The following is a 25,470-nucleotide window of genomic DNA, read 5'->3' as shown; positions in this document are numbered from 1 at the left end:
TCACTTCCTTAACGTGGCGTTCAACCTTTGTTCGAGCGAGGTGAGGATATTTTGCGTCGTGGTATTCACCTCATCGTCATTAAGAGTGCGCGATGGATGCTGCCAGGTCAAGCCAACTGCAAGGCTTTTTCTATGCGGATCAATGCCTTTACCCTGATAGACGTCAAATAGCCTGAGGTCCGTCAGCCATTCGCCTGCATTTTCTCGGATTACTTCCAGCACAGCGCTGGCCGCTACATCACGATCTGCCACCAGGGCCAGGTCACGACGTACTTCCGGGAAACGCGACAGCTCGCTGAATTTAGGCATCTTGCCTGCAGCGACTTCAGCCAATACCAACTCGAAGACGAAGACCGGACGGTCGAGACCGAGGGTTTTCGACAGCTCAGGGTGGATAGCACCAACGAAACCAACCAGGCGGCCTTCGCGCTCGATACGCGCAGTCTGGCCCGGATGCAACGCTGGGTGGCTGCCGGGAACAAACGCGAAGGCATCCAGCGCACCAGCGAAGCCCAGCACCGCTTCCACGTCGGCCTTGACGTCAAAGAAGTCCACTGGGTCGCGACCCTGCGCCCAACCTTCCGGCAGTCGGCTGCCGCAGACTACACCGGCCAGCATTGGCTCTTGCTTCAGGCCATCCAATTGGCCGACAAAGCGCAGGCCGCTTTCAAACATACGTACGCGGTCCTGCTGGCGGTTCAGGTTGTGGGAAAGTGCTTTCACCAGGCCCGGCCACAGGGACGAGCGCATGGCCGCCATGTCGTTGGAGATCGGGTTGGCCAGCAACAATGGCTCGACACCCGGGTTGAACAGTTCGAATTGCTTGGGATCGATGAAGCTGTAGGTCACGGCTTCCTGATAACCACGGGCGACCAGCAGACGGCGTAGCTCTGGCAGATGCGCACGAGCTTCAGCCTTGGGTTGCGGGGCCAGCCGCGCTTGCGGATAACGAACCGGCAGGCGGTTGTAGCCGTATAGACGGGCCAGCTCTTCGATCAGGTCGACTTCAAGGCTGATATCGAAGCGATGGCTTGGCACTGCTACACGCCACTGCCCTGCCCCATCAGCGCTGATGCCCAGGCCAAGGCCGGTCAGCAGGCGGACGATTTCCGCGTCTTCAATCACCAGGCCGAGCATTTGCTCAACGCGCTGGGCGCGCAGCGTCACCGGTGCAATCGACGGCAAGTGCTGCTCGCTGACGGTCTCAGTGACCGGTCCGGCTTCACCACCAGTGATTTCCAGCAGCAGGCCAGTGGCGCGCTCCATGGCTTCACGGGCCAGTTGCCAGTCCACGCCACGCTCGTAGCGGTGCGAGGCATCGGTGTGCAGGCCGTAGGAACGAGCCTTGCCTGCCACGGCGATCTGGTCAAAGAAAGCGCTTTCCAGGAACACATCACGGGTCGTCGCGGATACGCCACTGTGCTCACCACCCATCACACCGGCAATGGCCAGGGCGCGTGAGTGATCAGCGATCACCAGGGTATCGCTGCGCAGGGTGACTTCCTGACCATCGAGCAAGACCAGCTTTTCGCCTTCCTCGGCCATACGCACACGAATCCCACCGTTGATTTCGGCAAGGTCGAAGGCGTGTAGCGGCTGACCCAACTCCAGCATCACGTAGTTGGTGATGTCGACGGCGGCATCGATGCTGCGTACATCGGCGCGACGCAGGCGCTCGACCATCCACAGGGGGGTCGGCTTGGACAGGTCGACATTGCGGATCACACGCCCCAGGTAGCGCGGGCACGCGGTTGGCGCCAGCACTTCGATCGAGCGCACTTCATCGTGCACCGCAGGCACAGCAGCAACCACTGGACGGGTGACCGGCGCGTTGTACAACGCGCCCACTTCACGGGCCAGGCCTGCCAGGGACAGGCAGTCGCCACGGTTCGGGGTCAGGTCGACTTCGATGCTGGCGTCTTCCAGGTCCAGGTAGACACGAATGTCCTGGCCTACTGGCGCATCGGTCGGCAGTTCCATCAAGCCATCATTGCCTTCGCCAACCTGCAACTCCGCCTGGGAGCACAGCATGCCGTTGGACTCGACACCACGCAGCTTGGCTTTCTTGATCTTGAAGTCACCGGGCAGTTCGGCACCGATCATCGCGAACGGAATCTTCAGGCCCGGGCGCACATTTGACGCTCCGCACACGACCTGGAAGGTTTGCGCGCCATTGCTGACCTGGCACACACGCAGCTTGTCGGCGTCCGGGTGCTGCTCGGTGCTCAGCACCTCGCCCACTACCACACCACTGAAAACACCGGCGGCCGGTGTAACGCTATCGACCTCAAGACCGGCCATCGACAGACGAGCAACCAGCTCATCGCGATTTACCTGCGGGCTTACCCAGCCACGCAGCCATTGTTCACTGAATTTCATCCTGCTCTCCTAAAGGTTCGTTACGACTAGCGAAATTGCGCGAGAAACCGCAAGTCGTTGTCGAAGAACAGGCGCAAGTCGTTCACGCCGTAACGCAGCATGGCCAGACGCTCGACGCCCATACCGAAGGCAAAGCCCGAGAATTCTTCCGGGTCGATCCCGGACATGCGCAGCACGTTGGGGTGAACCATGCCGCAGCCCATGACTTCCAGCCAGCCGGTCTGCTTGCAGACGCGGCAGCCTTTACCGCTGCACATCACGCACTCCATGTCGACTTCAGCGGAAGGCTCGGTGAACGGGAAGTACGACGGGCGGAAACGTACCGCCAGCTCTTTTTCGAAGAACACCCGCAGGAATTCTTCGATGGTGCCTTTGAGGTCGGCGAAATTGATATCGCGATCAACCAGCAGGCCTTCGACCTGGTGGAACATCGGCGAGTGGGTGATATCGGAGTCGCTACGGTACACACGGCCTGGGCAGACGATGCGGATCGGCGGCTGCTGCGATTCCATGGTGCGGACCTGTACCGGCGAGGTATGGGTGCGCAACAACATGTTCGCATTGAAATAGAAGGTGTCGTGCATCGACCGGGCCGGGTGATGGCCTGGGATGTTGAGCGCCTCGAAGTTGTGATAGTCGTCTTCGACCTCAGGGCCTTCGGCAATGCCGTAGCCGATGTGGGTAAAAAACTGCTCGATACGTTCCAGAGTCCGGGTAACCGGATGCAGACCGCCAGAGGTCTGGCCGCGGCCAGGCAGGGTCACGTCAATGGACTCGGCGGCGAGCTTGGCCGCAAGATCGGCCTCCTCGAACAACGCCTTGCGCGCATTGAGAACCTCTGTAACACGCTCCTTGGCAACGTTGATCAGCGCGCCGACTTGCGGGCGCTCTTCTGCCGGCAGATTGCCCAGGGTCTTCATCACCTGAGTCAATTCACCCTTTTTGCCAAGGTAGTGAACCCGGATTTGCTCCAGGGCATTGATATCTTCAGCGCTTTGCACAGCTTCAAGAGCTTGAGCAACCAGCGCGTCCAGGTTTTCCATGTACAGACTCCAGATACAAAATAGGGGAAGAGCTTGAAGGCTCTTCCCCTATTTATGACGTTTACCACCTTGAACTACGGAGTAGCCCAGGGTGACTGTCGGGGGTACTTAAGCCAAGGTGGCTTTAGCTTTCTCGACAATCGCAGCAAACACCGCTTTTTCGTTCACGGCCAGTTCAGCCAGAACCTTACGGTCGATTTCGATGGACGCTTTTTTCAGGCCAGCGATGAAACGGCTGTAGGACAGACCGTTAACACGAGCACCAGCGTTGATACGAGCGATCCACAGAGCGCGGAACTGACGTTTTTTCTGACGACGGTCACGGTAGGCGTATTGGCCTGCCTTGATTACCGCTTGCTTGGCAACACGGAATACGCGTGAACGCGCGCCGTAGTAGCCTTTAGCGAGTTTCAGAATTTTTTTGTGACGCTTACGGGCAATGACGCCACGCTTTACACGAGCCATGAGTTACTTCCTCTATTCTTGATCCAAAATTAACGAAGGCGCAGCATGCGCTCGACTTTTGCCACGTCAGACGGATGCAGCAAGCTGCTACCGCGCAGTTGACGCTTACGCTTGGTCGACATTTTGGTCAGGATGTGGCTCTTGAAAGCGTGCTTGTGCTTGATACCGTTAGCAGTTTTCAGAAACCGCTTAGCAGCACCACTTTTAGTCTTCATCTTTGGCATGTTCGGATACTCCGCATTCAGTTGATAAACATAATCAGAAGGCCTGCCGTGCCCTATTGATTACTTCTTCTTTTTCGGGGCGATGACCATGATCAGCTGGCGTCCTTCCATCTTAGGATGCTGTTCGACGGAACCGTACTCCAGCAGGTCAGCTTCAACCCGCTTGAGGAGTTCCATACCCAGCTCCTGGTGGGCCATCTCACGGCCGCGGAATCGCAAGGATACCTTGGCCCTGTCCCCATCACTCAGGAAACGTACCAGGTTGCGCAGTTTTACCTGGTAATCCCCTTCCTCCGTCCCTGGACGAAACTTGATTTCTTTAACCTGGATCTGCTTCTGGTTTTTCTTGGCTGCGGCAATCTGCTTCTTCTTTTCGAAGATCGATTTGCCGTAGTCCATCAGCTTGCAGACAGGCGGTACAGCATCGGCGGAAATTTCCACCAAATCGAGCTTGGCTTCTTCAGCCTTAAGAAGCGCGTCTTCAATTGACACAATCCCAAGCTGCTCACCCTCAGCCCCAATTAACCGAACCTCGCGTGCCGAGATATTCTCGTTGATCGGGGCTTTCGGTGCAGCTCGTTTATCTTGTCTCATTTCACGCTTAATAATAATTACTCCGAATCTGGGCGACCACGCCGGGAAACCGCTTGCGCGAGGAACTCAGCGAACTGGGCGACGGGCATCGAGCCCAGGTCAGCACCTTCACGAGTACGCACAGCGACAGTCTGCATCTCGACTTCCCGATCTCCGATAACCAAAAGATAGGGAACCTTGAGCAAAGTATGCTCGCGGATTTTAAAGCCGATCTTTTCATTTCTCAAGTCGGACTTGGCACGAAATCCGCTTTCGTTGAGTGTTTTTTCCACTTCAGCGGCAAAATCGGCCTGTTTATCAGTGATATTCATGATCACTGCCTGGGTCGGAGCCAGCCACGCAGGGAACGCGCCCTCGTAGTGCTCGATCAGGATCCCGACGAACCGCTCGAACGAGCCGAGGATCGCCCGGTGCAGCATAACCGGGTGTTTACGGCTGTTGTCTTCGGAGACGTATTCGGCTCCCAGACGGATCGGCAGGTTAAAATCGAGCTGCAAGGTACCACATTGCCAGACACGGCCAAGGCAATCTTTCAGCGAGAACTCGATCTTAGGCCCGTAGAAGGCGCCTTCGCCCGGCTGCAGATCGTACGCAAGGCCCGCACTGTCTAGCGCTGCGGCCAGTGCAGCTTCGGCGCGATCCCACAATTCGTCGGAGCCAACGCGTTTTTCCGGACGAGTGGACAGCTTCATTTCCACTTCGGTAAAGCCGAAATCGCGATAAACGTCCATGGTCAGCTTGATGAAAGCGGCGGATTCGGCCTGCATCTGCTCTTCGGTGCAGAAGATGTGGGCGTCATCCTGGGTGAAGCCGCGCACGCGCATGATGCCGTGCAGCGCACCCGATGGCTCGTTACGGTGGCAGGCACCGAACTCGGCCAGGCGCATCGGCAACTCACGGTAGCTCTTCAGGCCCTGGTTGAACACCTGTACGTGGCACGGGCAGTTCATCGGCTTGATGGCGTAGTCGCGGTTTTCCGACTGGGTGGTGAACATGTTGTCGGCATAGTTGGCCCAGTGCCCGGATTTCTCCCACAGGCTGCGATCGACGACCTGTGGAGTCTTGATCTCCAGGTAGCCGTTTTCGCGCTGAACCTTGCGCATGTACTGCTCAAGCACTTGGTACAGGGTCCAGCCGTTTGGGTGCCAGAACACCATGCCCGGCGCTTCTTCCTGGAGGTGAAACAGGTTCAGGCGCTTACCGATTTTGCGGTGGTCGCGTTTTTCGGCTTCTTCGATGCGCTGGATATAGGCGGCCAACTGCTTCTTGTCAGCCCAGGCGGTGCCGTAGATGCGCTGCAATTGCTCGTTCTTCGCGTCCCCGCGCCAGTAGGCACCGGACAGCTTGGTCAACTTGAACGACTTGAGGAAGCGCGTGTTCGGCACGTGCGGGCCACGGCACATGTCGACATATTCTTCGTGGTAATACAGGCCCATGGCCTGCTCGTCCGGCATGTCTTCCACCAGACGCAGCTTGTAGTCCTCGCCACGGGCGGTGAACACGTCGATCACTTCGGCGCGCGGCGTGACTTTCTTGATGACGTCGTAATCTTTCTCGATCAGTGCATGCATGCGCTGTTCGATGGCCGCCAGGTCGTCCGGAGTGAAAGGACGCTCGTAGGCGATGTCGTAATAGAAGCCTTCGTCGATGACCGGGCCGATCACCATCTTCGCGGTTGGATACAGCTGCTTGACCGCATGGCCAATCAAGTGCGCGCAAGAGTGGCGAATGATCTCCAGCCCCTCTTGATCCTTGGGCGTGATGATTTGCAGGCTGGCATCGGTGGTGATCAGGTCGCTGGCGTCAACCAGCTTGCCGTCGACCTTGCCGGCTACGGTGGCCTTGGCCAGGCCTGCACCGATGGATGCGGCGACCTCGGCTACGGAAACCGAATGATCGAATGAACGTTGACTGCCGTCGGGAAGAGTAATAGTTGGCATGGCGCCTCCTCTCCTAGTGGTGACCCCTACCAAAGGTCACGTGGGTTGGGATGAGCCAGTACAAGATCCAACACCAGGCCGCTCATTGCTGAACGCCTGCCTTACAGCGGCAGGAGCCTTTCGGCCAACCGATAATCGAACCAGAGTGACTGGAGTTAAACAAAAAGGAACCTGGCAAGAAAAAGCCAGGCGGTGGATGCTAGCACAGATGAACGGTCATGGCGCGCCCCTGCAGCCTGGTAGCGACAAACCCCAGACTTTTGCAGCCAAAAGTGAACTTGGGCTGTACGACAGGCCTCAAACACACTGAAAATCGCCGTCCGTCCTATCGACTCAAGGAGCATCTCACCATGCGCAGCACCTCGATCTTCGCCCTTGCCGCTTCCCTGGCCCTGTTCTCCATTGGCGCTCAAGCCGCCGCCCCCTCCAACTGGCCCGCTGGTGCCCGCGATAGCTTCGTACAGGACTGCAGCGCCGCCGCCAGCCAGAACGTTGATGCCAAAACCGCCAAAGCCCATTGCGAATGCGGCGCAGACAAAATCAACGCGGAATTGAGCACGGCGGAAATCAAGGAACTGATGACTAACCAGAACGCCAGCGCGGAGCTAAAAAACAAAGCAGTCGCGGCTATTTCGTCCTGCAAGGTCGTGAAGAAAAAGTAAGCGTGGCGAGAAATCAGCCCACCAAAATGGCCTGAAAACCCTCTGAAAACTGCTATTTCGCACAATTTACACAGCTTTTACGGCTTTTTTTACTAGCTGATATTTCGTGCTCAAGCCCCGTAAACCGGGGCTTACAGCCAGCCATGGCACTGAAGAAGACGCGATTGATTAGCAAACAGTGCCTTGGGGGGGCTCCCAAGCCGAACATTTCGACTATGATAGCCCAGTGTGCCCAGTTGGCCTGAGCAGCACAGCACTACTGAAAATATATGTTTCTTGGAGATACACCATGTCTAATCGCCAAACCGGCACCGTTAAATGGTTCAACGATGAAAAAGGCTTCGGCTTCATCACTCCTCAAGGTGGCGGTGACGACCTGTTCGTACACTTCAAAGCTATCGAAAGCGACGGTTTCAAAAGCCTGAAAGAAGGCCAAACCGTTTCCTTCGTGGCTGAGAAAGGCCAAAAGGGTATGCAAGCTGCACAGGTTCGCGCAGAGTAATCTCTACGCCAATCAAAAAAACCCCGTCCATGTGACGGGGTTTTTTATGGGTGATGCAAAAGCGTTTTTAGCCGCAATTGACGCGGGTGATCACCAGGTTGTCATCGGTATTGAGGTTCAGGCGATCGGAGCGGTATTCGAGGGTGATCATATCGTTGGGCTTGAGAATGCGTGCATTCTGCGCACCCGCACGGGTACGGGCCTGCTCCAGCAATTGCGGCGAAGCTTTCTGGCCGACCGCAAACTCTGCAGCCTTCGATTCGCAGCGTGTATGAACAGGCTCAGCCGCAGCCGTGTCTTTGGCCGGCTCAGAGGTACCCGCAGTGCTGCAGCCCGCCAGGACGGCTGCCGCCAACAAGGTACCGAATGATGCGAGCTTCCAAGGCATGAAGCCTCCTTTGATAAAAAATGGACAGAGATCGTGCGACCGTGATTTGGCCAATTGGTTTCAGAATTGTCACAATTGGCCGTAAGCGAGTCTGCCTGACTCAGCGCCACGGCCTGATGAATCAATCGTCACCAGATATGAACAAGTGTCAGTAGATGTCGATGTAGTCAAAGGGCGGGTTTGGCCAGTTCTGTTTCAGCGCGTTATAAATCTGCGTCACCCACACCTCATCACTGGCCGCCACCCTGCCCACGTAGCCCGACCCTGCAGCCCATGTTTCCAGGCGGAACAACAGCCCGTTGACCTCCATCCCTCCCACCACGCAGGAGGAGATATAGGCAATACCGGCCTTGGTCACACGCAATTGGGTGTGCTGGTCGTCGCTGGCACTGGCAATCATTTGGCGAACGGCTTCCAATGTAAGGCTCTTGGGGTTGGTCAAATCGATGTGCACGTGGCTTGTCCTGACAATTAAACAGGGCACCAGTGTCGCACAGCGCTCACCTCATGCCTAAGTAGCAGTGCCAAACGCGGCGCAAAATGGTTAACTCTGCGCGCCAGTCCAGCCTTTGCGAACCGCGAGAACCCGATGACCATCGTTACCATCAATGCCGATATCAAAGCCAAGTGGCCTCAAGGGCAAAGCTCCTACAGCCCAGGCAGCCCGGAAGAATTGGCAATCATCGGCATCGACCTGCTGGTCAAGGAACTGGGCACCCAGGCCGCACAGGCCTTTATCGGCCAGATATTCGAGAAATACCCGGCCGACCATATGGGGGTCGAAGACCCGCTACGCGAATAGCAACCAACCGGCAGGTGCCTTACTCAAGGCGCGCCAGGCGTTCGGTGAGCAGGTCGAAAAAGCCCTGGGCATCACCGTTTTCAACCCAGAACACATTCTTGTCGTGCTTGAGGCCGTCGTACCAGTCGACGATGGTCTGGCCAAACGTCGGGCCTTCGCGGCTATCGATCACCATATTGGCCTGACGTCCGGTGAACAGTTCGGGCTTGAGCAGGTAGCCGATCACGGTCGCGTCGTGCACCGGGCCGCCCGTCATACCGTAGTGCTCCATATCGCCCTTGACGTATTCATTGAGAATATCGCCTACCACCTTGCTGGCGTTGTTGTTCAGGTCGGCGATCTTCTTCAGGCGCGCCTCGCTGGTCAGTATCTTGTGGGTCACGTCCAGCGGCAGATAGGTCAGTTTGACGCCACTTTTAAGGACAATTTCAGCCGCCAGCGGATCGGCAAACAGATTGAATTCGGCCACCGGGGTAATGTTGCCGCCATTGAAGTGCGCGCCGCCCATGACCACCACTTCCTTGATGCCCTGGGTGATTTCCGGCGCCTGGGTCAGCGCCAGAGCCAGGTTGGTCTGCGGGCCGAGCATGGCGATGGTGATGCTATGGGGCTTGGCGGTGCTCAGGGTGCTGATCAAGTAGTCGACCGCATTGCCGTCGGCCAGGCCTTTTTTCGGCTCGTGCACGGTCACACCAGAAATGCCTTCCTTGCCGTGAATATTCTCGGCATAGATCGGCGTGCGCAGCAGCGGCTGCGGCGCGCCGGCATACACAGGGATCTCCTCGCGCCCTGCCCACTCACGGGCGAGTCGCGCATTGCGCGAGGTCTTGTCCAGGCGCACATTGCCGGCCACCGTGGTCAACGCACGAATGTTCAGCTCCTGTGGCGAGGCCATCGCAAACAGCAATGCCACTACATCGTCGGCGCCCGGATCGGTATCAATGATCAGGTCGATTTTTTCCGCCGCCTGGGCGCTTGCAGCAGTTAGCACGGACAAAAGCAGCACACTCCGAAACAGGTGTCGCAGGGTTGAGATTCTATGTTGCATGACGCACTCCTTGTCATTGTGGGAAATGCTAGAAAGTCACGCCAGACACCAGCGCGATATTACAGTAGGGCTGGCACTCGCCAGTACGCACCACCGCGCGCGCCTTGTGGCTGAGCTGCTTGAACGCTTCATGACTGAGCAGGCGGCGCTCACCCAGGTCGTGCGGGTCCAGCGCGTTGAGATCAGCCAGCGCCGGCGGCTGCTTGTGCAGGATTTCCTCAGCCAACACGTGGCTTTCAACCTGCATCTCCGTGAGCACAATGCGCAGGGTGCTGATGAAATCGGGAATGCCCTGGGTCAGCGCCAGATCGATCAACTCCACCCCCGGAGGCACCGGCAGGCCGGCATCGCCGATCACCAGGATGTCGCCATGGCCGAGGGAGGCAATCAACCGCGACAGGGCAATGTTGAGCAATGGAGTCTTTTTCATGGGCGAGCAAAGCCTTGAACGTCATGCAATGTGGGAATGGAGGGTTGCGCCCCGGCACGGGTGACCGACAGAGCCGCCGCGACCTGGCCAAAACGTATGGCCTCTGCCTCGTCCTGCCCGTTGGCCAGTGCTGCGGCAAAGCCGCCGACAAAGGTATCGCCCGCCGCAGTGGTATCCACCGCCTGGACCTTGGGCGCCGGCAGATGCTCGAAACCCTGGCCATCGGCGAACAGCGCGCCTTGCGAGCCCAGGGTCACAATCACCTTGCCCGCACCGGCATTTAGCAGATGCGTAGCCGCGACCTTGGCCGCGTCCAGCGAATCCACCGGCACACCGCTCAAGGCCGATGCTTCGCTTTCGTTGGGGATCAGGTAGTCGATCGCCGCGTACCAGTCTGCCGGCAACGGCCCGCTGGCGGGCGCGGGGTTGAGGATCACCGTCTTGCCCAGTGCGCGAGCGCGCTTGAGGGCATACCCCACAGTGTCCATGGGCACTTCGAGCTGGCAGACAATCACCTCGGCCGCCTGCAGCACAGCGTCGAACGCCAGCAGCGACGCGGGTGTCAGTTGGCCGTTGCTGCCAGCCACAATCACGATCGCATTCTGACTGCTGTCATCCACCACAATCAGCGCAACACCGCTGGAGCCCTCTACCTCGTTGACGGCCTGGCAGTCGATCCCCTCCACCAACAACGCGTCACGCAACTGGGCGCCATAGGCATCGCTGCCCACGCAGCCGATCATCGCAACCTCAGCCCCCAGACGCGCCGCAGCGACCGCCTGATTGGCGCCCTTACCACCTGGCACGGTGGCAAATGACTGGCCGACCAGGGTTTCACCGCCGCGAGGCAGCCGGCTGGCGCGGGTCACCAGGTCCATGTTCAGGCTGCCTACTACCACTACTTTTGCTGGCATACATCAATACTCATCAATTCGTTCAGCGGTTTGAGGCAAACACGCCAGCCAACGGCGCCGTTGACTCACGCAAGACAATGCTCGGCGTGACAATGCGTTGGTCAGCCGGCAATTGCGGTGTCGCAATCCGTCGCAATAACAACTCCGCCGCCATCTCCCCCAATTGCAGGATCGACTGGCCCACAGTAGTCAACGCGGGGTAGACATAGCGGCTCATTTGAATGTCATCAAAACCAATCACCGACAGCTCGGCGGGCACCCGCAGGTTGCGTTCGGCGGCCGCACGCAGCACACCGAAGCCGATCATATCGTTGCCGGCGAATATCGCGCTGGGCGGATTATCCGCCAGCAACTGCACCGCCGCCGCATAGCCACCGGTACTGGTGAAATCACTTTCCAATACGCGGCTGGCAGGAACCGCCACACCGGCCTCCTGCAACGCCCGCTGGTAGCCGGCCAGGCGCATCTGCGCGACACGCGTGTGCGCCGGTCCGCCGATACAGGCGATATCCCGGTGCCCCAGCTCCAGCAAATGCCGGGTCGCCAGGTACGCGCCCTGCTCATGATCGATGCGCACCAGATCCACATCGACGCCCTCCAGGCCCCGGTCGACAATGACCATGGGCGTGCGTACCGCCTTGAGGCCAGTCGCCAGGCCACTGTCATCGCCACCAACCGAGGTAACGATCAGGCCATCGACGCGCTTCTCCAGCAGCACCCGCAAATAGTTGCGCTGTTTATCGGCGTTATCATCGGAATTGCACAGGATCACGCAGTAGCCATTGCGCTCGCAGTAATCCTCGATGCCCCTGGCCAGCTCCGCGAAATACGGGTTCAGGCTGTTGGGCACCAACAGGCCGATGGTCGCGGTGGTCTTGGCCTTCAGCGAACGGGCGACTGCGCTGGGTACATAGTCCAGCTGCTTGATCGCTGCTTCGACCTTGAGCCGCACGGGCTCGCTGACCGGGCGCGTCCTGTTCACCACATGGGAAACCGTGGTGTAGGAAATGCCCGCAAGCGCCGCCACATCCTTGATGGTTGCCATGTCTCAACCCCGCCGGCTTGCGCGTTGGCTGCGGTAGGTGTCCAGCACCACGGCAATCACGATAACGGCGCCGGTAATGATGCGCTTGGTCGGCTCGGTCGCGCCGATCTGCGCCAGGCCGGCTGCCAATACAGAAATGATCAACACCCCAAAGAACGTGCTGATCACCGAACCACGCCCGCCCATCAGGCTGGTGCCACCGATCACCACTGCGGCAATCACCTGCAGCTCCAGGCCGGAGCCGGCATTCGGGTCGGCCGCTTCCAGGCGGGAAATCTGGAACAGTGCCGCCACACCGGCCAACAGCCCCATCAGGCTGAACACCAGGATCTTGTAGGGTTTTGGATTGATCCCCGCCAGACGCACAGCTTCTTCATTGGTGCCGATACCAATCAGGTAGCGACCGAACACTGTGCGCGTCAGCACCGCCTGGGCAACGATAATCACCAGCAAGGCAATGATGAATGATGGCGAGATACCAAATGCCACCGGGTTAGACAGCCAGGCGAAGGAGTCGCCGATATAGGCGGTGCGCGAGCCTGTCATCTGGTAGGCCGCGCCACGGGCCATTTCCAGCACGCCGAGGGACACGATGAACGACGGAATACGCCAGGCCACGGTGATGGAACCGGTGATGGTCCCGGCCAGGGCCGCACAGCCCATGCCGAGCAACGCCGCCGGGACTACGCTCCAGCCCCAGCCGAGGATCGCCACGCTGACCGCAGATGCTGCCAGGGCCAGCACCGAACCCACCGACAGGTCGATGCCGCCGATGATCAGGATGAACGTCATGCCGACCGCCAGCACCATCAGGTCGGGAATCTGGTTGGCGATGGTGCTGAAGGTGTCATAGGACCAAAAGTGGCTGCTCAGGGCCGAGAACAGCGCAATCATCGCCATCAAGGCACCTGCCAGGCCCAGGTAAGTGCCCAGGCCGTAGAAATTGCCGCCGGCTTTTGCGGTTGGAGTTGCTGTTTTCATGGGGTTGTCCTGGGCGCTGCTTCGTTGAGCAACGCATCACGTTTCTGATAGCCGGCAAACGCGGCGGCAAGCAATTCGTCCTGGGTCCAGCTGTCACGCGCGAAGGTTTCGATCAAGCGTCCGGCAGACAGCACGCCGATGCGGTCGCAGATCAGCATCAGCTCGCGCAAGTCGCTGGACACCACCACCAGCGCCTTGCCCTGACGGGTCAAGTCGCCAAGCAGCGCATAGATATCAAATTTGGCGCCGACGTCGATGCCACGGGTCGGCTCGTCGAACAGCATCACCGCGCAATCGCGCTCAAGCCAGCGGCCGATCACCACCTTTTGCTGATTGCCGCCCGACAGCTCGGACACCAATTGCGCGGGGCTGGAGCTGCGGATGCGCATGGCGTCGATCTGCCGCTTGGCCAGCGCCGCTTCATCACGCCCATTGACCAGGCCGGCGCTGGACACCTTGGCCATATTGCCCAGGGCCGTGTTGGCGCTGATGGACTGGCTGAGCAACAGGCCCTCGCCCTTGCGATCCTCGGTGATCAGCGCAATGCCGTGCCCTACCGCATCCACCGGCGAGCGAATGCTCACCACCCGGGCCGGCGAGCCGAGGGCCACCGTGCCACTGTCGGCCAGGTCGGCACCAAAGATCAGGCGCAGCAACTCCGTGCGACCGGCACCGATCAGTCCGGAGATGCCGTAGATCTCACCGGCGCGCACCTCAAAGGACACATCCCGGACCTTGTCCGAACGGGTCAGGCCCGTGACCGTCAAGGCAGGCGCGCCAATGGTGCGCGGGCCGAGGTCGATGTGCTCGCCCAACTCGCGACCGACCATCAGCGTGACCAGTTGCTCGCTGTTGTAGTTGGCCATTGGCTCGACACACACCAGTTGGCCGTCACGCAGCACCGCAATGCGCTGTGCCACGCGGGCCAGCTCTTCCAGGCGATGGGAAATGTAGATAATTGCCACGCCCCGAGCCTGCAGGCGGGTGATTTGCTCAAACAGCATCTCGACTTCACGGGCGGTAAGCATTGCCGTCGGTTCGTCGAGGATCAGCACATGGCAGTCGCCGATCAGGTTGCGGGCGATCTCGACCATCTGCTGATGACCGATGCCCAGGCTGCCAACCAGGGTGTCCGGGTCGATGGCATCCAGCCCCACGTGTGCCATGGCCTCGATCGCGGCCTTGCGCAGTTGCTTGCGGCTGATCCAGCCACCACGACTGGGCAGGTTATCGAGGAACAGGTTTTCGGCTACGGTCAGGGTCGGCAGCAGGTTGAGCTCCTGCATCACCATGCGGATCCCCTGCTTTTCCGCCTGGGTGCGGCTGGCCGGGGCATAGTCCTGGCCGTTGAACTGCATCTGCCCGGTGGTGGGTGTAACCAGGCCACCGATGATCTTCGACAGGGTGCTTTTGCCCGCGCCATTCTCACCGGTCAGTGCCAACACCTCGCCGCGATTGAGCGTCAGGGTGATGTCAGACAAGACAGGCTGGGCATAGGTCTTACCGATACCGCTGACCGAGAGGACAGTGGTCGGTGCGGAAGATGACATAGGAAAATCTCCAGGCGCCCGCTCGACGTGAACGGGCGCTGTAGTGCGCAGCCAGGGATTATTGCTTGAGGACGAGTTCTACCGGCGTTTCGATCACGCCATCCACGGACTCGACTTTTTCACCCTTGACCAGCTTCAGCGCGTTCTGGATACCAAACACTGCTTGCTGCGCAGCCGCCTGGTCGGCGGTGGCCAGGATGCGGCCGTCCTTGAGCATCGGTTTGATCGCGGCGATATTGTCGTAGCCAACCACCTGGACCTTGCCGGCCTTGCCTGCCGCACGTACCGCAGAAACGGCACCCAGGGCCATATTGTCATTACCGGCCAGCAGCGCCTTGAGGTCTGGGTGTTCGCTCAACATGGCAGCCGCGACCTTGTTGCCCTGGTCGATCTCCCAGTTACCGGACTGCACGGAGACAATCTTCATACCCGCCCCATCCATCGCATCCTTGAAGCCGGCGGTGCGTTGCTGGGCGTTGGTGGTGGTCGGCACACCTTCGATAATCCCGACCTTGTCACCGCTCGCCAGTTGCTTGGCCAGGTACTCGCCGACCAGGCGCGAACCCTTGCGGTTATCCGGGCCTACGAAGGGAACCTCGAGGTTTTTGCTTTTCAGCACTTCAGGGTCGAGGCGGTTATCGATGTTGACCACCTTGATCCCGGCATCGGAGGCTTTCTTCAGTACGTTGACCAGGGCCTTGGAGTCGGCGGGCGCGATGACGATTGCGTTGACTTTCGCGAGGATCATCTGGTTGACGATATCAATCTGGGCCGAGGTGTCGGTTTCGTTCTTGATCCCGTTGGTGATCATGTCGAAATCGGCGGCATGGGCTTTCTGATAGTCCTTGGCACCGTCTTGCATGGTGACGAAAAACTCATTGGCCAGGGACTTCATCACCAGGCCGACCTTGGGTTTGGCGGCGCTGTCATCAGCGAATGCAGAGGAAAGAGGCAGGGCAGCGGATGCAGCAGCCAGGACAGTGGCAGCAAGCAAACGTCCAGCGAATGGCAGCTTCATGGGTTCACTCCGATCTTATGATTATTTTGAGCAACGCCTGCAGCTTCACCTCACTCACGGAGTGCTCGTGAAACATCTCGCAAACGTTTGCGCTAAACAAACTATGCGAATAAGGCTGAATTTTGTCAACGAAAGAAACGGGCTTTTTCCGTGCACGCTCTACTTCCTGCCCTACAGCCCAACCCCCGCGTGCCTAAACATCCGGGCTAGGCGATCGTTCTCTAAAACGACAGACCTGCGGCCGCATTTCAGAAGCGTCTTGCTGATTTTTCCGGAATGATTTTCGGACAACCGAACGCCGAAGCCGCCAGCGTTCGGAAATTCGGACGCGAGCTGAAGCCAAAAAATCACACAACGTTAAAAAATTGTTTTAAATCAGCAGGTTAAAAACAATCCTCAAACAAAATCTCGCTGGTACAAATCCTGCTCTTAATCAGCACCTTGTGGTGCTCAGCGCAGCCCGGGGTGTTCTGGATGAACCTGCACATGCACTCATCAAAACTAGAGAGAAAAATAATGAAATCTGCACTCAAGAACTTTGTTCCGGGCGCCTTAGCCCTGCTGCTGCTCTTCCCGGTTGCCGCCCAGGCCAAGGAAGTTGAATCCAAGACCAAGCTGTCCAACGTGGTGGTACTGGCCACTGGCGGCACCATCGCCGGCGCTGGCGCCAGCGCGGCCAACAGCGCCACCTACCAGGCGGCCAAGGTCGGTATCGAACAATTGATCGCCGGCATTCCCGAGCTCAGCCAGATCGCCAACGTGCGTGGCGAGCAAGTGATGCAGATTGCTTCCGAGAGCATCACCAACGAAAACCTGCTGCAACTGGGTCGTCGTGTCGCCGAACTTGCCGACAGCAAGGACGTGGACGGCATCGTGATCACCCACGGCACCGACACCCTCGAAGAAACCGCCTACTTCCTCAACCTGGTGGAAAAGACCGACAAGCCAATCGTCGTCGTGGGCTCCATGCGCCCGGGCACTGCCATGTCCGCCGACGGTATGCTGAACCTGTACAACGCCGTGGCCGTAGCCGGCAGCAAGGACGCACGCGGTAAAGGCGTACTGGTGACCATGAACGACGAGATCCAGTCGGGTCGCGACGTGAGCAAGATGATCAACATCAAGACTGAGGCCTTCAAAAGCGCCTGGGGCCCACTGGGCATGGTTGTAGAGGGCAAGTCCTACTGGTTCCGCCAGCCAGCCAAGCGTCACACCATGGGCTCGGAGTTCGATATCAAGAACATCAAGAGCCTGCCGGATGTTGAAATTGCCTACGGCTATGGCAACGTCAGCGACACCGCCTACAAAGCCCTGGCCCAGGCTGGCGCCAAAGCCATCATCCATGCCGGCACCGGCAATGGCTCGGTACCGGCCAAGGTAGTGCCTGCCCTGCAGGAACTGCGTAAGGAAGGCGTACAGATCATTCGCTCTTCCCACGTCAATGCCGGCGGTTTCGTTCTGCGCAACGCCGAACAGCCTGACGACAAGTACGACTGGGTCGTGGCCCATGACCTGAACCCGCAGAAAGCCCGCATCCTGGCTATGGTCGCCCTGACCAAGACCCAGGACAGCAAGGAACTGCAGCGCATCTTCTGGGAATACTGAGTCCACTCGGTAACCGATACGCCGCTATCGCTGTAGGCGCAGGCTTACCAGCGATAGCGGTCTACCTGATGTTGCATCATTGACTGACATCCCCCTATCGCCGGTAAGCCGGCCCCTATAAAAAACATTCCTGCCTTTCATAAATTTGCCGCCACACAGACTTCTTGGATTTTAAGCAGTTGCGAATTTTCTCACAGTTAAATACTGTATGTTCGTACAGCTAACTAAGGACTCCTCCGTGGCCAAGCCCTCCGCTGCAACACCAACACCTCCCGACGCCTACCAACGCCTGGCGATCCGCGTGCAAAAAATCATCAACTCCACCAACGCCCAAAAAAACAAAGCCGCGTTGATTTTTCGCCTGCCCGAGGAACCAGAGGACGAATGGGCACGACTACTGGAGGAAATCGCAGAAAACGACAACGTCACCCTCGCCTATCGCGATGATGGTGGGGTGCAGATTTTCTGGGTCGTGCCGAAGGAAGATTGAGTCAATGAGTGTCCGTTTTATCGCCCTGTTATGTATTTTTTTTGCCACCGCCGCCCACGCCCAAGCCCCACGCACCTTCAGTGAAGCCAAGAAAATCGCCTGGAAACTCTACGCTCCGCAATCCACGGAGTTTTATTGCGGCTGCAAATACACGGGTAACCGGGTAGACCTGAAAGCCTGCGGCTACATCCCACGTAAAAACGCGAACCGGGCCGCGCGCATCGAGTGGGAGCATATTGTCCCCGCATGGCAGATCGGGCATCAACGCCAGTGCTGGCAAGACGGCGGACGCAAAAACTGCACGCGTACCGATACTGTCTTCAAGCGCGCGGAAGCCGACCTGCACAACCTGGTACCGAGCATCGGCGAGGTCAATGGCGATCGCAACAACTTCAGCTTTGGCTGGTTGCCAGTGCAGAGCGGGCAATACGGTTCATGCCTGACTCAAGTGGACTTCAAGGCCAAGAAGGTCATGCCCAGGCCATCTATCCGCGGCATGATTGCCCGGACTTACTTTTACATGAGTAAACAATACGGTCTGCGCCTGTCGAAACAGGACCGCCAGTTGTATGAAGCCTGGAACCGGACCTATCCCGTGCAGCCTTGGGAGCGCCAGCGCAATCAAACCGTGGCATGCGTGATGGGGCGCGGCAACGAGTTCGTCGGCCCGGTGAACCTCAAGGCCTGCGGATAAACGCGAGCGGGATCCGCCGATCCCGCCAACCCCCTTGTTACTGGCGGGCCTTGTGCTCGATCACCTGCGACTCAGCGTCGGTCTTCTTCTTTTTCACCAGCCTTTCCTGCAACTGGACCTGGCGAGCCTCGGCCTCGGCCTTGCTGGCGAATGGTCCCAACAGCACCAGGTCCTTGCCGTCTTCCTTGGCCAGATAGAAAGTAAAGCCGTTTTCCAGCAACCAGGCGGTCAGGTCGGTCAGCGCCTGCAGTTTGTTGTCGGGCGAGCGCACCAGGATATCCCACTGCACAGCGGCAACCGCAGGCGCCTGGGCTTTGGCGGCTTCAGCTTTGTCTCGGGGGGTGTCGAGATTGGGCCCTTCACCGCATCCGGCCAACGCCAATACCACAATTGCCATCGCTACTTTACGCACTGCCCTGCCCCTTTAATGATCAAAGAGGCAACTTTATCATTCGCTGCCTATTCTGGCCGTCATAAACGTTGGCTTAAACATTGCGAAGGATGTTTCCCAGACCTGTATGATGGCGCCATGGGAATTAATGCCGCCTCCATGCGTCCTAAAAGAGGCAGCCACAGGGAAGCGCTTCACAGTAAGCTACACGCAACCGACATCCGCCCTGTTAGAACATGCGTCCTTCAAAGCAATCAAGGAGAAGTCCATGCTGATACTCACCCGCAAAGTCGGTGAAAGCATAAATATCGGTGATGACATTACGATCACCATTCTGGGCGTTAGCGGCCAGCAAGTAAGAATCGGCATCAATGCTCCCAAAGATGTTGCCGTGCATCGCGAAGAGATTTACCAGCGCATCCAGGCAGGCCTGACTGCACCGGACAAACGCGAAACACCTTGAAGCCCTCCCAGTAGCCAGCCCGCTCGTCCCCTGTAACGGCTGGCGAAAGCCTCTTGGCCTGTCTACGGTATTCCGTGATCAGCGCAGCATTCGCGCCAGGCCCAGCCACTTGCCATCCCCTCCCCCGGCTCACCCGCGGAACTTGCGGGCCGTTTAACAGACAAACCCCTCCAGGAACGTTACAAAACCTTACAGTGCCCTCGGAGCGCGTTAATGAGGCGATCCCGCAAAGAGCCCTATACCCGTAAATCCTGGATAATCGCCCTGGTGATTGCCCTGGCTTTCGTAGCGATCGGGTATGGCCTCAGGTTTTATATGGAAGGCACTACCACCGTCCAGGATGCCAATTCATGGCCTGACCTGGCGTTGTTTCTCGGTGGCTATCTGTTCTGCTTCTGCCTCAAGCCCATCCAGGCTGCGATCCAGCGAAAACTCAGTCGTCGAGGATTTCGCCAGGCCCGGCAGAAAACCCCCTCTTGAAACAGCGATTGGATCCCATGCTTAAATCAGGAGGAACTATCCACTTCGGTAGCACCCATACCCATACATCCCATAAAAAACGTTATCGATATGGACATAGAACATAACGCCAAGAACCTATTGTTCTTGATCGCACAACTCTCGGCAGATCATCCAAAGTCTTCCGCGCAATTGCACGGCAAGCCCGATGACGTCCTCGCGGGCCTGCGTCAACTTCATCTGCTGCACCTGATCACGGGCACCATTACCCACGGGAGCATCAAAGATCCATTGGGCTACCAGTGGGCTAGCGCTGAAAACATCCTGCTGACCAAGCGTGGCGAGGCGTTCAAGCCGGTGTAGAAGGCCGCAAGCGCAGTGAACCGGCGGCGTCGCACTGGACATGTACGCGGTCATAACTCGCAATCGTCGGATGATCCGTCACCATTGGCTCCCCATGCGCCGAGGTCACCACTAGGACGTCCGCACCCGCCGCCTCACCGGCGCGGATCCCCACCGGGGCATCCTCGAACACCAGGCATTCACCTATCGGCACCCCCAGACGCTGGGCGCCCAACAGGTAACAGGCCGGATCCGGCTTGCCGCTGTCCACATCCTCAGCCGTAATCATGACAGCCGGCGGCACCAGGCCTGCCGCGTGCATACGGCGCAGGGCAAGGGCCTTGGGCGCAGACGTGACCACGGCCCAGCGGTGGGCAGGCAAACTCTGCAAAAATGCCACAGCGCCTGGGATTGCCAGCACGCCCTCCACATCCTCGATCTCTGCCTCGGTAATCCCTCGCGCCTCAGCCTGCGCGTCCACCCCCGGCAACGCCTGGCGGTTGATCGTATCAATGGCCCGAACACCGTGGATGGTCCCCAGAAACGCCTCGACATCCAGCCCGTGGCGTCGCGCCCAGGCAGCCCAGACCCGCTCTGCGGCAGCCATGGAGTTGAGTAGGGTACCGTCCATATCAAACAGAAATGCACGGTACGGACGATCAAATACAGCCGATTCTTTGACGGACACTGCCGGGCTCCCTCTTATGCTCGCTGCCCATTATCGGGCCCTGATGCAATCTACGGATCGGCCCAGGCCTTGTAAACGAAGGATGACGCCAGGCCGTCAGCAAACCTGACCGCCGCTCTCCGGGATATCTTGCGGCGTATTCCACGCGGCCAGAACCGCGACCCTAAGCCCTTCGACTGTAGCCCCCAGTGCCATTGAGGGCTGAGGCCCGGCCCCCTGCCCTGGCAGAAAAGGAACATGGATAAACCCACTGCGCACGCCAGACCCCGCCAAGGCATGCTGCAAGCTGTAGAACACTTGGTTACACACAAAGGTGCCCGCCGTGTGCGAGACCGAAGCGGCGATGCCAGCGTCGCGCACCGCCTTGACCATGGCCTTGACCGGCAAGGTACTGAAATAGGCCGCAGGCCCTTCAGGGATCACCGCCGTATCGACAGGCTGAGCCCCAAGGTTGTCCGGGATCCGCGCATCGTTGAGGTTGATCGCCACTCGCTCGATAGAAATATCACTGCGCCCTGGCCCCAGGCCGGTGGCAATTACCAGTTGCGGTTGATGCTCGGCCAGCAACTGGTTCAAACAGATAACGGCAGTGGCAAAGGCACAGGGCAATTGGCGGGCGATGATGGTGACGCCTTCCTGCAATTGCACCCCGTCCAGTTGACGCACAGCTTCCCAGGACGGGTTGATCAGGTCTTGATCGAACGGCTCAAACCCCGTCAGTAGCACAGTCCCCATCACCACCTCACATCAACACATAAAGAAGGACGATGTTGACCAGCAACATCATCAACGCCGTGGGCATCTGCGCCTTGATCACCGCGTTTTTGTCAGGCAATTCCAGCAGCGCCGCGGGCACAATATTGAAGTTCGCCGCCATCGGCGTCATCAACGTACCGCAGTACCCGGAAAACATGCCAATGGCCGCCATTACCGCCGGGTTGCCACCATAAATCCCCACCAGTACCGGCACACCAACACCGCCGGTCATCACCGGGAAGGCGGCAAAACCGTTGCCCATGATCACCGTGAACAGTGCCATGCCCAACACATAGACCATCACCGCCACCAGCTTGTAATCCAGGTTGATATAGGTGGTGGTGACGTGAGCCACGGCCGTCCCTACGCCAGCCTCGTTAAACAACAAGCCGAGCATCGCCAGCATCTGCGGCAAGACCATGGCCCAGCCCAGGGCTTCGGTCAGGCGTCGCGACTCTCGCAAGGCCTGCACCGGCGTGTCGCGGGTCAGCCAGCAGGCCAGGCCCAGGGCGATCAGGCAACCGAGGCCGAGGGATACGAACGTGGTGTTTTTCGGGTCCAGCAGTGGCACGCCGCCAATCTCGACGTTCTTGAGCAGCACAGAGCCGATTACGGTGGTCAACGGAATGGCCAGGGCCGGAATAAACAGTTTATGACCCAGCCGGCCGGCACTGGCACGGGAGGCTTTGTCATGCAGCTCGACATGGGCACCACGCCCCACCCCGCCGAGCCCGGCGATCAACGCCATCAGCACCACGCCGACGCCCACGACCACCGACGGCAAGTGCTCGCCCACCAGGAACGGAATGGCGAACAGCAGCCAGAACAAAGCACTTGACCAGCGTTTGGGGTGGGTGCGGTCAGCCAGGATCATGCCCGCGGTAATCAGCAACAAAACCCCGGCGAGCCAATACAGATATTGGATGGAAATGATCATTGCGCGGCCTCCGGCTGAACGCTGGCGGGCGCGGTGGTTGTCAGTTCGCGGGTCAATCTTCGGTCAAAGCGGTGCAAACGTATCGCGTGCACAATGAACGCACAAATCGCCGTGGGGATGCCCCAGACCGCAATATGCAGCGGTTCGACATCAATGCCAGAGCCCAGCAGGAAGGTGTGCATCAAGGCAATCGCACCAAAGGCCACGAAGATGTCTTCACCAAAAAACAGCCCCACGTTGTCCGTGGCGGCGCACATCGCCAGGACCTTGTGGCGCACCTTGTCCGGCAGCTTGCCAAAGCGTTTCTCGGCCGCGCCTTCCGCCATGGGCGCCAGCAAAGGGCGCACCATTTGCGGATGCCCGCCAAGACTGGTCAGGCCCATGGCCGCTGTGGATTCGCGAACAAACAGATAAATGATCAACAGACGCCCGACGGTGGCGCGCTCGAAGCGCGCAATCCAGTTCTGCGCGTGCAGGCGCAGGCCATGGCGCTCCAGCAAGCCGATGACGGCCAGGGGCAGCAACAGGATCAGCTGCAAGGCGCGGGTCTGCAGGAAGCCATCGCCCATGGTGGCGAGGATTTTTTCCAAGGGGAAGTGCGCGGCAAATCCGGTGGCAATCGCCGCCGCCGTCACCACCAGCAACGGATTGAAGCGCAACACGAAGCCGACCACGATGACGAGCACGCCAATCAGCGGCCAAAGGTTCACAACAGTTTGCATGGCGTTGAGTCCTTGATTGCGTGCTGCGACGCCTGCCTCGCTGATAAGCAATGGCGGGGAGCCCGACGCGGATTTTTATTATTGACCGGGTAGGTCGAGGGTCATTGGCGGGCATCTTTGCTGCTTGGAGCGGAGGGTGTCCAACAAGAAAAATTGTTGCTGCAAACCAATAAAGTTTGTGAGGGGATGGCAGGCAATTACAGGCATGCCACGATTTGCGTGGTTCAAATCGTGGCATACCCTGCCGGGTGAACCTGCGTGATCAGGGCTGCCAAGCTCTGGACGCAGCTGCGGCCTTGAATTTGGCGCTGTTTTGCAGTGTGGCTGGTGGCTCGGAATCACCAAAAATAGCTTTAAGCCAGTGCCCATCGGTAGGGTTGGGGAAGAGAACAAACTTGCGACCGAACTCTTGCTTGTCTTCAGTCATCAGCGCCATGCGCTGCTGCACATCGGACACGTAGTACTTGCGCTTGAAGTCATTGAGGTTGTCGCCCAACATCACGACCACTTCATAGTCCTTGGCAATTTCCAGCTGCCTGGGCTCTTTATTGGATGTGTCGCGGTAAACCGTTAGGTGCTTTTCATCCGCAAAGGGAAGCTTGCTATTGCGCAGGTTTGCCAAGGCGTATTCATAGGTTTTGTCGCCCTGATCACGGCTCGTGACGTAAAAAACATCTACCCCTTTTGATTGCGCATAATTCAAAAACTCCACTGCGCCGGGCGTGGCCACCGGGCCGTTTTCAGCCACCCATTTATCCCAGGCGGCATCATCGAAGAACTCTTTGCCCGAATTGATCATGTAGCCCCAGTAGCTGTTGCTGCTCAAGACGGTGTCGTCGATGTCGCTGATAATCGCCAACGGCCGATCGCCGGCTTTGTGCGCTTGCAGGGCACTGTCCAGGCGCATCTTGGCAATATTGAAACCTTGATAGTAAAGCGCCTCGAACTCGGCAGCCGTCTGCCTCCAGGCGACGGCTGAAGTCAGATCATTGGAAACAACACTTGTGACTTGCCCTGACCATACCGGCGCACACTGAAGCATCAATAACGAGAAGAGAATGGGAGCGGCGAAGATCTTGTTGTTTTTCTCTACTTTCATTTTCAAACCCATAATTAAGGTCCAGACAGCCTCAGAAGGCACTGCAAGGGTGTTGTTCTATAACACCCTGCAGGTCGGCTCAATATGAGTGTCGCGATCGTGGATCAATCAGGCGCAACTCCCGCATTTACCAGCGGTGTGTAACTTGCGGTCAACACCGTGCCTGGCGCCGGCATGTGGCTGGTATTGTTGACTGTGGAGCAGGCAGTACTGCGATTGAACAGGTTCTGAATGCCCATGCTGACCTGATCATTTTCACTGAGTTGGTATTGGCTGATCATATCGACGGTGGTGTAGCTGTCGACCTTGCGTCGTCCAAAGCTGGCAACGCCAACTAGGCGATAATCAGCGCCATCGAAATAGGTGGCCTGCACGCGGTTGCTCCAGGCTTCGCTCGGCTCGAGCTCAAGGTAGGCGGTCAGTTTGAGCGGTGGGATGCGGTAGCCAGTCACGACCTTCAGGCTGCTCCCGGCCCTTCATCCAGGTAAAGCTGCCGCCGGCGCCCCAGCGCTCATTGAGCTTATGTTGCAACTGCGCAAAGCCACCGAGGCTGCGCGTTGTCAGGTCGGGGTTGAAGTAGCGCCCCACAACAGTTCTGTATTGCCTTGATTCCCCAGCGGCGTGCGAAGCGTGACCCCGCTGCCGAACACTTCACTGTTCCTTATCGTGAGCGTGGGGATTCCATATACTGCCGAGAAATATGGCGCCGGGACCAATCAAGCACCCCCAATAACCATTTAGGCCTGGATAGAGAAGCGGCCCGAATGCCGCAGTGGCAAGAAAAGTGACCCCAGCCCATAACCGCTTACGCGGGGTGAACCACTCGCGGAACGCTTCAA

At 58.5% G+C, this 25,470-nt stretch carries 30 protein-coding genes and 1 pseudogene; 9 read left to right on the top strand and 22 right to left on the bottom strand.

Annotated features, from left to right (window positions below; all coding sequences use genetic code 11):
* The 6 genes from pheT to thrS all read right to left on the bottom strand — a co-directional run bounded on the left by pheT (position 1) and on the right by thrS (position 6,645).
* Positions 1-2,379, bottom strand: coding sequence for a phenylalanine--tRNA ligase subunit beta (gene pheT, locus HKK57_RS19190; RefSeq protein ID WP_169390566.1), 2,379 nt, complete (start codon positions 2,377-2,379; stop codon positions 1-3).
* A gap of 26 nt (positions 2,380-2,405) precedes the next feature.
* The gene (pheS, locus tag HKK57_RS19185) at positions 2,406-3,422 is read right to left on the bottom strand and encodes a phenylalanine--tRNA ligase subunit alpha (RefSeq protein ID WP_003203624.1); all 1,017 of its coding nucleotides are present in this window, start codon (positions 3,420-3,422) and stop codon (positions 2,406-2,408) included.
* Positions 3,423-3,530: 108 nt separating this feature from the next.
* Positions 3,531-3,887 (bottom strand): 50S ribosomal protein L20, encoded by a 357-nt coding sequence (gene rplT, locus HKK57_RS19180; RefSeq protein ID WP_003174975.1) that lies wholly within the window; start codon positions 3,885-3,887, stop codon positions 3,531-3,533.
* A 29-nt stretch (positions 3,888-3,916) separates the two neighbouring features.
* Positions 3,917-4,111 carry a 50S ribosomal protein L35 gene (gene rpmI / locus HKK57_RS19175; protein ID WP_002553160.1) on the bottom strand — a complete coding sequence of 65 codons (195 nt, stop codon included), beginning with the start codon at positions 4,109-4,111 and terminating at the stop codon, positions 3,917-3,919.
* A 60-nt stretch (positions 4,112-4,171) separates the two neighbouring features.
* Entirely contained in the window at positions 4,172-4,723 is a 552-nt protein-coding gene (gene infC, locus HKK57_RS19170; protein WP_169851780.1) for a translation initiation factor IF-3, read from the bottom strand.
* Positions 4,723-6,645, bottom strand: a complete 1,923-nt coding sequence (gene thrS, locus HKK57_RS19165; protein ID WP_029294245.1) for a threonine--tRNA ligase — start codon at positions 6,643-6,645, stop codon at positions 4,723-4,725. Before thrS ends, infC begins: the two co-directional genes overlap by 1 nt.
* A gap of 350 nt (positions 6,646-6,995) precedes the next feature.
* On the opposite strand from thrS, the gene HKK57_RS19160 reads away from it, so the two are divergent.
* Positions 6,996-7,307, top strand: a complete 312-nt coding sequence (locus HKK57_RS19160) for a hypothetical protein (protein WP_029294244.1) — start codon at positions 6,996-6,998, stop codon at positions 7,305-7,307.
* A gap of 289 nt (positions 7,308-7,596) precedes the next feature.
* A complete protein-coding gene (locus HKK57_RS19155) occupies positions 7,597-7,809 on the top strand; it encodes a cold-shock protein (RefSeq protein ID WP_007905882.1) in 213 nt (70 codons plus the stop codon).
* Between the two features lie 67 nt (positions 7,810-7,876).
* Here HKK57_RS19155 and HKK57_RS19150 read toward each other — a convergent pair whose 3' ends face one another.
* Both HKK57_RS19150 and HKK57_RS19145 read right to left on the bottom strand, forming a co-directional pair.
* A complete protein-coding gene (locus HKK57_RS19150) occupies positions 7,877-8,197 on the bottom strand; it encodes an I78 family peptidase inhibitor (RefSeq protein ID WP_029294237.1) in 321 nt (106 codons plus the stop codon).
* A 148-nt stretch (positions 8,198-8,345) separates the two neighbouring features.
* Positions 8,346-8,651, bottom strand: a complete 306-nt coding sequence (locus tag HKK57_RS19145; protein WP_029294235.1) for a hypothetical protein — start codon at positions 8,649-8,651, stop codon at positions 8,346-8,348.
* Positions 8,652-8,786: 135 nt separating this feature from the next.
* On the opposite strand from HKK57_RS19145, the gene HKK57_RS19140 reads away from it, so the two are divergent.
* Positions 8,787-8,999 carry a hypothetical protein gene (locus HKK57_RS19140; RefSeq protein WP_029294233.1) on the top strand — a complete coding sequence of 71 codons (213 nt, stop codon included), beginning with the start codon at positions 8,787-8,789 and terminating at the stop codon, positions 8,997-8,999.
* A gap of 19 nt (positions 9,000-9,018) precedes the next feature.
* Here HKK57_RS19140 and HKK57_RS19135 read toward each other — a convergent pair whose 3' ends face one another.
* From HKK57_RS19135 to HKK57_RS19105, 7 genes are read right to left on the bottom strand one after another with little or no spacing between them, the layout of a single operon-like run.
* The gene (locus tag HKK57_RS19135; RefSeq protein ID WP_169390565.1) at positions 9,019-10,047 is read right to left on the bottom strand and encodes a nucleoside hydrolase; all 1,029 of its coding nucleotides are present in this window, start codon (positions 10,045-10,047) and stop codon (positions 9,019-9,021) included.
* A 28-nt stretch (positions 10,048-10,075) separates the two neighbouring features.
* Entirely contained in the window at positions 10,076-10,477 is a 402-nt protein-coding gene (gene rbsD, locus HKK57_RS19130; RefSeq protein ID WP_029294231.1) for a D-ribose pyranase, read from the bottom strand.
* On the bottom strand, positions 10,474-11,391 hold the full coding sequence (gene rbsK, locus HKK57_RS19125) for a ribokinase (protein WP_169390564.1): 918 nt from the start codon (positions 11,389-11,391) through the stop codon (positions 10,474-10,476). Before rbsK ends, rbsD begins: the two co-directional genes overlap by 4 nt.
* A 22-nt stretch (positions 11,392-11,413) precedes the next feature.
* On the bottom strand, positions 11,414-12,436 hold the full coding sequence (locus HKK57_RS19120; RefSeq protein WP_070995070.1) for a LacI family DNA-binding transcriptional regulator: 1,023 nt from the start codon (positions 12,434-12,436) through the stop codon (positions 11,414-11,416).
* A gap of 3 nt (positions 12,437-12,439) precedes the next feature.
* Positions 12,440-13,417: an ABC transporter permease gene (locus HKK57_RS19115; RefSeq protein WP_070995071.1), complete on the bottom strand. Its 978-nt coding sequence runs from the start codon at positions 13,415-13,417 to the stop codon at positions 12,440-12,442.
* Positions 13,414-14,967 carry a sugar ABC transporter ATP-binding protein gene (locus HKK57_RS19110; protein ID WP_104910597.1) on the bottom strand — a complete coding sequence of 518 codons (1,554 nt, stop codon included), beginning with the start codon at positions 14,965-14,967 and terminating at the stop codon, positions 13,414-13,416. The genes HKK57_RS19115 and HKK57_RS19110 overlap by 4 nt, the downstream gene beginning before the upstream one ends.
* A gap of 58 nt (positions 14,968-15,025) precedes the next feature.
* Positions 15,026-15,985 carry a sugar ABC transporter substrate-binding protein gene (locus HKK57_RS19105; RefSeq protein ID WP_169390563.1) on the bottom strand — a complete coding sequence of 320 codons (960 nt, stop codon included), beginning with the start codon at positions 15,983-15,985 and terminating at the stop codon, positions 15,026-15,028.
* Between the two features lie 516 nt (positions 15,986-16,501).
* Here HKK57_RS19105 and HKK57_RS19100 point away from each other — a divergent pair.
* From HKK57_RS19100 to HKK57_RS19090, 3 genes are all read left to right on the top strand, one after another.
* On the top strand, positions 16,502-17,590 hold the full coding sequence (locus HKK57_RS19100; protein ID WP_029294218.1) for an asparaginase: 1,089 nt from the start codon (positions 16,502-16,504) through the stop codon (positions 17,588-17,590).
* Between the two features lie 238 nt (positions 17,591-17,828).
* The gene (locus HKK57_RS19095) at positions 17,829-18,080 is read left to right on the top strand and encodes a DUF1654 domain-containing protein (protein WP_029294216.1); all 252 of its coding nucleotides are present in this window, start codon (positions 17,829-17,831) and stop codon (positions 18,078-18,080) included.
* A gap of 4 nt (positions 18,081-18,084) precedes the next feature.
* The gene (locus tag HKK57_RS19090) at positions 18,085-18,774 is read left to right on the top strand and encodes an endonuclease (protein WP_070995073.1); all 690 of its coding nucleotides are present in this window, start codon (positions 18,085-18,087) and stop codon (positions 18,772-18,774) included.
* A gap of 37 nt (positions 18,775-18,811) precedes the next feature.
* Here the strand turns inward: HKK57_RS19090 and HKK57_RS19085 are convergent, their stop codons facing one another.
* Positions 18,812-19,186, bottom strand: coding sequence for an SPOR domain-containing protein (locus tag HKK57_RS19085; protein WP_169390562.1), 375 nt, complete (start codon positions 19,184-19,186; stop codon positions 18,812-18,814).
* A 247-nt stretch (positions 19,187-19,433) separates the two neighbouring features.
* Here HKK57_RS19085 and csrA point away from each other — a divergent pair, with 247 nt between their 5' ends.
* The 3 genes from csrA (at position 19,434) to HKK57_RS19070 (ending at position 20,450) form a co-directional block, all read left to right on the top strand.
* A complete protein-coding gene (gene csrA / locus HKK57_RS19080) occupies positions 19,434-19,628 on the top strand; it encodes a carbon storage regulator CsrA (protein ID WP_007920550.1) in 195 nt (64 codons plus the stop codon).
* Positions 19,629-19,841: 213 nt separating this feature from the next.
* Positions 19,842-20,108 (top strand): hypothetical protein, encoded by a 267-nt coding sequence (locus HKK57_RS19075; protein ID WP_169390561.1) that lies wholly within the window; start codon positions 19,842-19,844, stop codon positions 20,106-20,108.
* A gap of 90 nt (positions 20,109-20,198) precedes the next feature.
* Positions 20,199-20,450, top strand: a complete 252-nt coding sequence (locus tag HKK57_RS19070) for a hypothetical protein (protein WP_029294201.1) — start codon at positions 20,199-20,201, stop codon at positions 20,448-20,450.
* Here the strand turns inward: HKK57_RS19070 and HKK57_RS19065 are convergent.
* From HKK57_RS19065 to HKK57_RS19040, 6 genes and pseudogenes are all read right to left on the bottom strand, one after another.
* A complete protein-coding gene (locus HKK57_RS19065) occupies positions 20,437-21,117 on the bottom strand; it encodes an HAD family hydrolase (RefSeq protein WP_169390560.1) in 681 nt (226 codons plus the stop codon). The genes HKK57_RS19070 and HKK57_RS19065 overlap by 14 nt on opposite strands.
* Positions 21,118-21,213: 96 nt before the next feature.
* Entirely contained in the window at positions 21,214-21,852 is a 639-nt protein-coding gene (gene pcp / locus HKK57_RS19060; protein ID WP_029294197.1) for a pyroglutamyl-peptidase I, read from the bottom strand.
* Between the two features lie 7 nt (positions 21,853-21,859).
* The gene (locus HKK57_RS19055) at positions 21,860-22,810 is read right to left on the bottom strand and encodes a DUF979 domain-containing protein (RefSeq protein WP_092231387.1); all 951 of its coding nucleotides are present in this window, start codon (positions 22,808-22,810) and stop codon (positions 21,860-21,862) included.
* Positions 22,807-23,532 (bottom strand): DUF969 domain-containing protein, encoded by a 726-nt coding sequence (locus HKK57_RS19050; protein WP_169390559.1) that lies wholly within the window; start codon positions 23,530-23,532, stop codon positions 22,807-22,809. Before HKK57_RS19050 ends, HKK57_RS19055 begins: the two co-directional genes overlap by 4 nt.
* Before the next feature lie 262 nt (positions 23,533-23,794).
* Positions 23,795-24,631 (bottom strand): 5'-nucleotidase, lipoprotein e(P4) family, encoded by an 837-nt coding sequence (locus tag HKK57_RS19045; RefSeq protein ID WP_169391209.1) that lies wholly within the window; start codon positions 24,629-24,631, stop codon positions 23,795-23,797.
* 104 nt (positions 24,632-24,735) lie between these two features.
* Positions 24,736-25,147: pseudogene (locus HKK57_RS19040) on the bottom strand (TonB-dependent receptor domain-containing protein); the annotation flags it as partial.
* Between the last annotated feature and the right edge of the window lie 323 nt (positions 25,148-25,470).

Source organism: Pseudomonas sp. ADAK21, assembly GCF_012935735.1.
GTDB lineage: Bacteria > Pseudomonadota > Gammaproteobacteria > Pseudomonadales > Pseudomonadaceae > Aquipseudomonas > Aquipseudomonas proteolytica.
The sequence above is the reverse complement of the archived record's forward strand: the minus strand, read 5'-3'. Positions and strand labels throughout refer to the sequence as shown.

Bases quoted from the DNA above. Each gene is read 5' to 3' on its own strand.
- HKK57_RS19105 (WP_169390563.1), bottom strand. From the start codon at position 15,985: ATGAAGCTGCCATTCGCTGGACGTTTGCTTGCTGCCACTGTCCTGGCT.
- HKK57_RS19115 (WP_070995071.1), bottom strand. From the start codon at position 13,417: ATGAAAACAGCAACTCCAACCGCAAAAGCCGGCGGCAATTTCTACGGC.
- pcp (WP_029294197.1), bottom strand. From the start codon at position 21,852: ATGGGGACTGTGCTACTGACGGGGTTTGAGCCGTTCGATCAAGACCTG.
- rplT (WP_003174975.1), bottom strand. From the start codon at position 3,887: ATGGCTCGTGTAAAGCGTGGCGTCATTGCCCGTAAGCGTCACAAAAAA.
- HKK57_RS19135 (WP_169390565.1), bottom strand. From the start codon at position 10,047: ATGCAACATAGAATCTCAACCCTGCGACACCTGTTTCGGAGTGTGCTG.
- HKK57_RS19100 (WP_029294218.1), top strand. From the start codon at position 16,502: ATGAAATCTGCACTCAAGAACTTTGTTCCGGGCGCCTTAGCCCTGCTG.
- csrA (WP_007920550.1), top strand. From the start codon at position 19,434: ATGCTGATACTCACCCGCAAAGTCGGTGAAAGCATAAATATCGGTGAT.
- HKK57_RS19055 (WP_092231387.1), bottom strand. From the start codon at position 22,810: ATGATCATTTCCATCCAATATCTGTATTGGCTCGCCGGGGTTTTGTTG.
- HKK57_RS19140 (WP_029294233.1), top strand. From the start codon at position 8,787: ATGACCATCGTTACCATCAATGCCGATATCAAAGCCAAGTGGCCTCAA.
- HKK57_RS19090 (WP_070995073.1), top strand. From the start codon at position 18,085: ATGAGTGTCCGTTTTATCGCCCTGTTATGTATTTTTTTTGCCACCGCC.
- HKK57_RS19110 (WP_104910597.1), bottom strand. From the start codon at position 14,967: ATGTCATCTTCCGCACCGACCACTGTCCTCTCGGTCAGCGGTATCGGT.
- HKK57_RS19150 (WP_029294237.1), bottom strand. From the start codon at position 8,197: ATGCCTTGGAAGCTCGCATCATTCGGTACCTTGTTGGCGGCAGCCGTC.
- HKK57_RS19045 (WP_169391209.1), bottom strand. From the start codon at position 24,631: ATGAAAGTAGAGAAAAACAACAAGATCTTCGCCGCTCCCATTCTCTTC.
- HKK57_RS19155 (WP_007905882.1), top strand. From the start codon at position 7,597: ATGTCTAATCGCCAAACCGGCACCGTTAAATGGTTCAACGATGAAAAA.
- pheS (WP_003203624.1), bottom strand. From the start codon at position 3,422: ATGGAAAACCTGGACGCGCTGGTTGCTCAAGCTCTTGAAGCTGTGCAA.
- HKK57_RS19120 (WP_070995070.1), bottom strand. From the start codon at position 12,436: ATGGCAACCATCAAGGATGTGGCGGCGCTTGCGGGCATTTCCTACACC.
- pheT (WP_169390566.1), bottom strand. From the start codon at position 2,379: ATGAAATTCAGTGAACAATGGCTGCGTGGCTGGGTAAGCCCGCAGGTA.
- rpmI (WP_002553160.1), bottom strand. From the start codon at position 4,111: ATGCCAAAGATGAAGACTAAAAGTGGTGCTGCTAAGCGGTTTCTGAAA.
- HKK57_RS19075 (WP_169390561.1), top strand. From the start codon at position 19,842: ATGAGGCGATCCCGCAAAGAGCCCTATACCCGTAAATCCTGGATAATC.
- thrS (WP_029294245.1), bottom strand. From the start codon at position 6,645: ATGCCAACTATTACTCTTCCCGACGGCAGTCAACGTTCATTCGATCAT.
- HKK57_RS19070 (WP_029294201.1), top strand. From the start codon at position 20,199: ATGGACATAGAACATAACGCCAAGAACCTATTGTTCTTGATCGCACAA.
- HKK57_RS19160 (WP_029294244.1), top strand. From the start codon at position 6,996: ATGCGCAGCACCTCGATCTTCGCCCTTGCCGCTTCCCTGGCCCTGTTC.
- rbsD (WP_029294231.1), bottom strand. From the start codon at position 10,477: ATGAAAAAGACTCCATTGCTCAACATTGCCCTGTCGCGGTTGATTGCC.
- HKK57_RS19050 (WP_169390559.1), bottom strand. From the start codon at position 23,532: ATGCAAACTGTTGTGAACCTTTGGCCGCTGATTGGCGTGCTCGTCATC.
- rbsK (WP_169390564.1), bottom strand. From the start codon at position 11,391: ATGCCAGCAAAAGTAGTGGTAGTAGGCAGCCTGAACATGGACCTGGTG.